At 71.1% G+C, this 8,108-nt stretch carries 3 protein-coding genes; all 3 read left to right on the top strand.

Annotated elements, in window-relative coordinates:
* Positions 1-3,359, top strand: a 3,359-nt coding sequence (locus AC07OH_RS31860; RefSeq protein ID WP_495303365.1) for a TauD/TfdA family dioxygenase, incomplete at its 5' end; no start/stop codon positions are given.
* A gap of 2 nt (positions 3,360-3,361) precedes the next feature.
* The gene (locus AC07OH_RS31855) at positions 3,362-6,454 is read left to right on the top strand and encodes a non-ribosomal peptide synthetase (RefSeq protein WP_495303364.1); all 3,093 of its coding nucleotides are present in this window, start codon (positions 3,362-3,364) and stop codon (positions 6,452-6,454) included.
* Positions 6,455-6,467: 13 nt separating this feature from the next.
* A partial coding sequence (locus AC07OH_RS31850; RefSeq protein WP_495303363.1) for a condensation domain-containing protein occupies positions 6,468-8,108 on the top strand: 1,641 nt, incomplete at its 3' end.

Genomic DNA, 8,108 nt, shown 5'->3' with positions numbered 1-8,108 from the left:
TCACCGAGACGACGGTGCACGTGACCTACCGGCCGATCACGCGGCGCGACCTGGACGGCGGGCGCAGCCCGATCGGCGTGCCGATTCCCGACCTGGGCCTGCGCGTGCTCGACGGCGAACTCAACGCGGCGCCCATCGGCGTGCCGGGGGAACTCTACGTGGCGGGCGAAGGCCTGGCGCGCGGCTACCTCGGACGGCCGGGCCTGAGCGCCGAGCGCTTCATCGCCGACCCCTTCGGCACGCAGGGCGGCGGGCGGCTCTACCGCACCGGCGACCTCGCGCGCTGGAACGAGAAGGGGCAGCTCGAGTATCTGGGCCGCATCGACCACCAGGTGAAGGTGCGGGGCTTTCGCATCGAGCTGGGCGAGATCGAGGCGCAGCTGCTCGCGCATCCGCAGGTGGGCGAGGCGGTGGTGGTGACACAGCAGGCGGCCGGCGGTGCACGGCTCGCGGCGTATGTCTCGCTGCTTGCTGTCCAGGAGGCGCCGGAAGTCGATGCGCAGGCGCTGCGCGAGTGGCTCGGCCGCACGTTGCCCGAGTACATGGTGCCGTCGCTGCTGATGAAGCTGCCCGCTCTGCCGCTCAATGCGAATGGCAAGATCGACCGCAAGGCGCTGTCGCCGATCGAGGCCGCCGATGCCGGCACGCACGTACCGCCGAGCGGCGTGCTCGAAGAGGCGCTGGCGCGCATCTGGAGCGAACTGCTGGGCACGGTGGAGGTGAGCCGCGAGGCGAACTTCTTCGAGCTGGGCGGGCACTCGCTGATGGCTGCGCAGCTGGTTTCGCGCCTGCGCGCAGGCGCGGGGCTGCAATTGCCGCTGCGCGAGGTGTTCGACCACCCGGTGCTGCGTGACATGGCCACGCGCCTTGTGCCTGTGGGCGCCGGCGCATCGCTGCCGACGCTGATGCCGGTGGCTCGCGTCGGGCGGATGCATCTGTCGCCGATGCAGCACCGCCTGTGGCTTGTCGACAGGTTGTCGGGCACTGCCGCGCGCACTGGCTACAACATGGCGACCGCGCTGCGCTTCGAAGGGCCGCTCGATCCGGCCGTGTTGCGCCGCGCGCTCGAGACGCTGGTGTCGCGCCACGAGGTGCTGCGCATGGCCTACCCCGAGAACGACGACGGCGAACCGGTCGCGACGATCGCACCGGTGGCGGCCTTCGAGCTGCCGTGGGTCGATCTTTCGCCGGTGGCGCCCGAGGCCGATGCCACCCGCATCGATGCGGCACTGGAGGCGATGGCCGCCCAGCCCTTCGACCTGGCGGCGGCCGCACCGCTGCGCGCCTCGCTGCTGCACCTGGGCCCGGGACGCCATGCGCTGCTGCTGTGCGTGCACCACATCGCCTTCGACGGCTGGTCGGGTGCGATCTTCGCGCGTGAATTCGTGGCCGCCTACGAGGCGCTGCGCGCCGACCTTCCCTCGACGCTGCCGCCGTTGCGCGTGCAGTACGCCGACTACGCGGTCTGGCATGCACGCATGCTCGAGGCCACCCGCGCGCAGGATGCCGCCTTCTGGCAGCGTTACCTCGACAACGCGCCGAAGGGCTCGCGCCTGCCGGTGGACACGCCGCTGCCAGGTGTTGCCGGGCATGCGGGCGACAGCCTGCGCGTGCCGGTCGAAGGCGCGCTGGTGGAAGCACTGGCGCCGCTCGCCCGGGCGAACAAGACCTCGCGCTTCACCGTGATGCTGACCGCCTTCCTCGCACTGGTGCACCGCGAAGCCGACACCGACGACATCGTCGTCGGCACGGACGTCGCGGGACGCGACCACCCCGAGCTCGAGAAGCTCATGGGCTTCTTCGTCAACGTGGTGCCGCTGCGCTCGCGCCGCAACGAGGCGGCGCGCTTCACCGACTGGCTGGCAGCGGTGCATGCGGGCACGCAATCGGCGCTCGCGCACGGCGGCGTTCCCCTGGACCGCATCCTCGACCTGGCCGGCCTCGGCCGCGCCCAGGGCACGCCGGTGCGCATGCTGTTCGTGATGCAGAACACGCCCACCGGCCACTTCGAGATCCCGGGGCTGCGCATCGATGTCGTGCCGCAGCGCGTGCGGCATTCGAAATTCGACATCGCCGTTTTCATCCACGAGGGGCCGCGCGAGTGGACCGCCGAGTGGGTCTACAACACCGGCCTGTACCGCAGCGAATCGATCCGGCGCTGGGCCGCCGATTGGTGCGCGCTGCTGCGGCAAGGGGTCCTCTCGCCCGATGCACGGGTCGAGCAACTCTTTTCAACACCTGTTCGCAAGGAATCTCCCATGAATCCGATGCCATCGCCCCAGCTCGGCAAGCTGGACAAGCTCAAGAAATTCGTGGCCCGGCCGGCGGCGGTGGCTGCCACCGTGGGCGTTGCCGAGGCATCGCGTCCGCAGGTCAAGACCTCGTTCCTGTCCGATACGCGCCCCTTCCCGCTCGTCGTCGAACCCGCGAGCGCCGGTTTCGACGCGCTCGCCTGGGTGCGCGAGCACCGCGGCTTCGTCGACGACGCACTGGCGCGCCACGGCGGCCTGCTGTTCCGCAACTTCGGCCTGGAGACGCCGCAGGACTTCGAGGCCTTCGCCGAGAACGTCGAGCCCGAGCTCTACGGCAGCTACGGCGACCTGCCCAAGAAGGAGGGCGGACGCCGCACCTACCGCTCCACGCCGTACCCCGAGCGGCAGATGATCCTGTATCACAACGAGAGCTCGCACATGGACCGCTGGCCGCGCAAGCAGTGGTTCTATTGCGAGCTGCCCTCGCGCGTGGGCGGCGCGACGCCGATCGTCGATTGCCGCGAGATGCTGCGGCGCCTGCCGGCGGAGATCGTCGGGGCCTTCGAACGCAAGGCGCTGACCTATGTGCGCACCTTCACGCCGCACCTGGACGTGAGCTGGCGCGACTTCTTCAAGACCGACCAGCGCGCCGAGGTCGAAGCCCGGCTGGCCTCCGGCGGCATCGAATGGCGCTGGCTCGACGAGGACACGCTGCAGACGCGCACCCATTGCCCCGCGGTGATGAAGCATCCGCTGACCGGCGAGCGCGTGTTCTTCAACCAGGTGCAGCTGCACCATCCCGCCTGCCTGGAGGCCGACGTGCGCGAGGACCTGCTCGCGCTGGTCGGCGCCGAGCGCATGCCGCGCCACGTCTGCTATGGCGACGGCACGCCGATCGACGACGAGACCATGGCCATCGTGGGTCGTACCTACGAGGAATGCGCGGTGCGTTTCGACTGGCGCAAGGGCGACGTGGTGATGCTCGACAACATGCTCGCGGCGCATGCCCGCGATCCGTACGAAGGCCCGCGCAAGATCGTCGTGGCCATGGGCGCGATGTTCGAGCGCTCGACGCTGCTGGCCGCCGAAGCGGTGGGGAGCGAATGACGATGGAAGACCGGTTCGAGAATTTCGAGGCGGCCCTGCCGCTGAGCCCCGAGCAGCGTGCCGTGCTCGCGATGCACCGCGGCGCTGCACTGCCGCCGCTTGCGGTGTCGGTGGTGATCGAGGGCGCGCTCGACGAGGCGCGCCTGCGTACCGTGGCGGCCGAGGTGCTGCAGGCGCACGAGGCGATGCGCCTGGCGATGCGCGATGCGGCCGATCCGTTCGCGTGGCGCCAGCAACCGCGTGCCACGCTGTCCGCCAGCCATGCGCGGGCCGATGCATCGATGCAGCCGAAAGAAGGCGGCGTGGTGCGCATCGGGCTGGACCGTGTCGATGCAGCGCATCACCGGCTGACGCTTTCCGCCCATCCGCTGGCGGCCGATGCGGCCAGCCTCGCGACGTTGGTCGCGCGCATTGCCGAGGCCTGCGGCAACGAGGGAGCGGTCGATGCCGAGCCGTTCCAGTACACCCAGTTCGCGGCGTGGCGCGATGCGCTCGCGCACGACGACGAGGAAGACGCGGTGAAGGGGCGCGCCTACTGGGCGGGTTATCTGGCCGGCGGCGAAGCGCTTGCCGCGCCGCGCCTTGCTGCGCGACAGGGTGATGTGCGCGATGTGGCCGCTCCGGCGCGCCGCGTCGTCGAGCGCACGCTCGATGCCGCACTGCTGTCGCGTCTGGACGCGCTGGCCCGATCGCGCGGCGTGCAGGTGTCCGAGTTGCTCCAGGCCGCGTGGTGGACATTGCTCGCGCGGCTCACGGGCTTCGCGCGCTTCATCGGCGGCTGGCAGCACGATTGCCGTCTCGACTACGAGGTGATGCAGGGCGCCATCGGCGTCTACGAGAAGGTGCTGCCGCTGCGGGTGGAGATTGGCGCCGAGGAGCCGTTTGCCGACTGGCTGGCGCGCTTCGCGGCCCAGGCCCGCACGCACGTCGAGGCGCAGGAATACGGCGTGCTCGATGCGGCGGCCGATGCGGCCCATCTCGCCGTCGGTTTCGCACTGCGCGCGCCCGACGATCTGCCTGCGTCGTGGCAAGTGGCGCAACGCCCGGGACCGCTGCCTTGCTTCGAACTTGCGCTCGAAGTCGAATGGTCGGCGCAGCGTGCCGTGTTCGCGCTGCATGCCAACGAGGGCCGCCATGCCGCGCCTGCGCTGGAACGCCTGTTGCAGCAGCTCTTCGTGCTGCTGCAGGCCGTGGCCGACAGCCCCGCAACGCCCGTGCAGGACCTGACGCTCATCGATGCCGACGAACGCAAGGCCCTGCTCGCCCTGGACGGCGCACCGCTGGACGTGGGCACGCAGGGCATCGCCGAGCGCATCGCGCACTGGGCGCGGACGACGCCGGATGCGCCGGCCATCGAGGACGGCGAGCAACGCCTGAGCTACGCAGCACTCGACGTTCGCATCAACCGCATGGCGCACTGGATGCGGACGCAGGGCGTGCAGCGCGGCGGGCTGGTTGCGCTGGCGCTGCCGCGGTCGCTCGACCTGCTGGTCGCGATGCTCGCGGCCTGGCGGGCGGGCGCGGGCTACCTGCCGCTCGAACCCGAATGGCCCGCGGCGCGCCGCGCCGCAGTGCTGGCCGACGCCAAGCCCGTGCTGCTGCTGCAGGTCGAGCCCGTGCAGGAGGCCGATGCATCGGCGTGGCGCGTGGCCATGGCCGGCGGCATCGACCTGTCGGCCTTCGATGCCTCGGCGCCCGACGTGCCGGCCGCGCCGCACGACCTGGCCTATGTGCTCTACACCTCCGGCTCCACCGGCAAGCCCAAGGGCGTGGTGATCGAACAGGCGCAACTGCTCAACTACGTGGCCGCCGCTTCGTCGGCGATGGCACTCGACGGCTACCGCCGCTGGGCGCTCACCAGCACCGTGGCGGCCGACCTCGGCAACACGGCGTTGTTCGGCGCCTTCTTCAACGGCGCGTGCCTGGTGGTGGCCGGCGCGGAGGCGACGAAGGACGCAGCCGCCTTCACCCGCTTCATGGCCGAGCGCCGCATCGACGCGATCAAGATCGTGCCCTCGCACCTGGAGGCACTGCTCGAGGCCGAGACCCCGGTGCTGCCGCGGCTCCTGGTGCTCGGTGGCGAGGCGGCATCGCGCTCTCTGCTGGAGCGCATCGCGCGCGCGGCGCCCCCGCCCGCCTGCACGGTCTACAACCACTACGGCCCGACCGAAACCACCGTCGGCGTGATGGTGCACCGGCTCGAGCCCGGCGCGGCCTTTCCCGACCCGCTGCCGCTGTCGCAGGTGCTGGCCAACAACCGCGTGCGCGTGCTCGACCACGCGCTGCGGCTCGCGCCCACCGGCGCACTCGGCGAGCTGTACATCGGCGGTGCGCAGCTGTGCCGCGGCTACCTCGGCGGCGTGGCGTCGGAAGCCTTCATCGACGATCCCTTCGCCCCGGGCGAACGGCTCTACCGAACGGGCGACCTGGCATGCGTGCTGCCCGGCGGTGCACTGCGCATCGCGGGGCGTGCGGACCACCAGCTCAAGGTGCGGGGCTTTCGCGTGGAGCCGGGCGAGATCGAGGCGGTGCTGCTCGCGCAGGAAGGCGTGCGCCAGGCGGTGGTGCTGCCCGTGGCGGTGCCGGCCGGCGGGGTGGAACTCGTGGCCTGTGTGGTCGGAGAAACCGTCGGGCTGCGCGAGCGGCTGGCCGCGCTGTTGCCGGCGCACATGGTGCCGTCGCGCTGCGTCGAGGTCGAGGCTTTCCCGCGCCTGGCGAACGGCAAGGTCGACCGACTCGCGCTGGCAGGCGCGATGGCCTCGCTGGTCGCACCCGCTGCGCCGCAGGAAGGCACACAAGCGCCGCGCGATGCACTGGAGCACCTGCTGGCGGCCGGCATGGCCGAGCTGCTCGGGCGCGCGTCCATCGGCGTGGACGACGACTTCTTCGAACTCGGCGCCCACTCGCTGCTGGTGATCAAGCTGGCCGCGCGCATCCGCCGACTGCTGCGCGTGGAGATCGCGCCGGGGCTGGTGTTCGACCACCCCAGCGTCACGACGCTGGCGCGCGCGGTGCGTGCCGTCAGCGCCGACCCCGCGCAGACCGAACAGCTCGCCGACACCTGGCGCCTCGAGGCCGAGGCCATCCCCTCTTGAACGGAAACGCTTGATGAACGAGACGACGAAGATGCCGAAGGGCGTGGACCCCGAAGCCATTGCCGCATGCACGGTGCCCGGGGAGGCGGTGGCGATGTCCTTCGCGCAGCAGCAGCTCTGGTTCCTGCAGAACCTGGAGCCGCAACTCACGGCCTACAACCTGCCGCGGGTGTTCCGCCTGAAGGGGCCGCTGGACGCCGATGCGCTCGAGCGCGCGTTCCAGGCACTGGTCGAACGCCATGCCGTGCTGCGCACGCGCTTCTTCAATCGCGACGGCGCGGCGCTGCAGATGGTGCGGGGCGAAGCGGCCTTCGGCATCGAGCGCATCGACCTGCGGGGCGAGGCGCCCGCAACGCAGGAGCAAAAAATCGATGACGCCGTGCGTCGCACCGTCTCGCACGTCTTCGACCTGGGCGTGGCGCCGGCGCTGGTGGCGCGGCTGGTTCGGCTGGCCGACGGCGAGCATGTGCTTGCCCTCTGCCTGCATCACATCGTCTCCGATGCATGGTCGAACCCGATCCTCGCCAAGGACCTGGCCGATGCCTACGCCGCCGCGCTGCGCACGTCCGGCGCGGTGCATCTGCCTGCGCTGCCGTTGCAGTACGCGGACTACGCGCGCTGGCAGCGCGAACGTGCGGCGTCGGGTGCGATGCAGCGCGACCTGGACCACTGGAACGCCCACCTGGGCCCCGAGGTGCCTGCGCTGGAGTTGCCGACCGACCACGCCCGCCCCGAACAGCTGGGTTTCGACGGCGCGGCCACGCACTTCGCACTCGAGGCGCCGCTGAGCGAGGCGCTGCTGAAGCTTTGCCGCGCCGAGCGCAGCACGCCCTTCGTGGTGCTGTTCGCCGCCTGGCAGGTGCTGCTGGCGCGCTACAGCGGCCAGTACGACTTTGCGGTGGGCGTGCCTTCGGCCGGCCGGCACCGCGAGGAGCTGCACGGGCTGCTCGGCTTCTTCGTCACGACGCAGGTCTTCCGCGCACGGCTCACGCCGCGGATGTCGCTGCGCGACATCTGCCGGCAGGTGCGCGGCGACGTGCTGGCCGCGCTGGACCATGCCGACCTGCCTTTCGACGTGCTGCTCGCGAGCCGCACCGACCGGCGCGAGCCGGGGCGCACGCCGCTGTTCCAGGTCATGTTCGGCCTGCAGATGGAAGACGGAACGACCGGCCCCCGCTTCGAGGGCCTGCAGGTGGAGTCGCTGCCCGCGCCGGATCGCAGCGCGAAGTTCGAGCTTTCTCTGGACCTCACCCTTGCCGGCGCGCAGGTGCGCGGCCGGCTCGAATACAACACGGCGCTCTACGGCAAGGCCACCATCGAGCGGATGGTGGGCGCCTACCTCGAGGTGTTGCGGCACATGGCGGCCGACGCCGAACGTCCGGCCGGCAGCTTTGCGCTCACCGATGCGGCGGACCGCCAGCGGCTCGCGCAATGGGAAGGCGAGGCGCGCAAGTATCACTCGCTAGCGCCCATTCACCGCCTCTTCGAACGCCAGGCCGCCGAGCGGCCCGACGCGGCCGCACTGGCCTTCGGCGAGCAGGTGCTGAGCTACGGCGAACTGAACGCACGCGCCAACCGCCTCGCGCACCACCTGCTGGCGCGCGGCGTGAAGCCCGAGACGCTGGTCGGCATCGCGGTGGAGCGCTCGCCCGAT

This window comes from Variovorax sp. GW821-FHT10C12, from assembly GCF_059415405.1.
The sequence above is the reverse complement of the archived record's forward strand: the minus strand, read 5'-3'. Positions and strand labels throughout refer to the sequence as shown.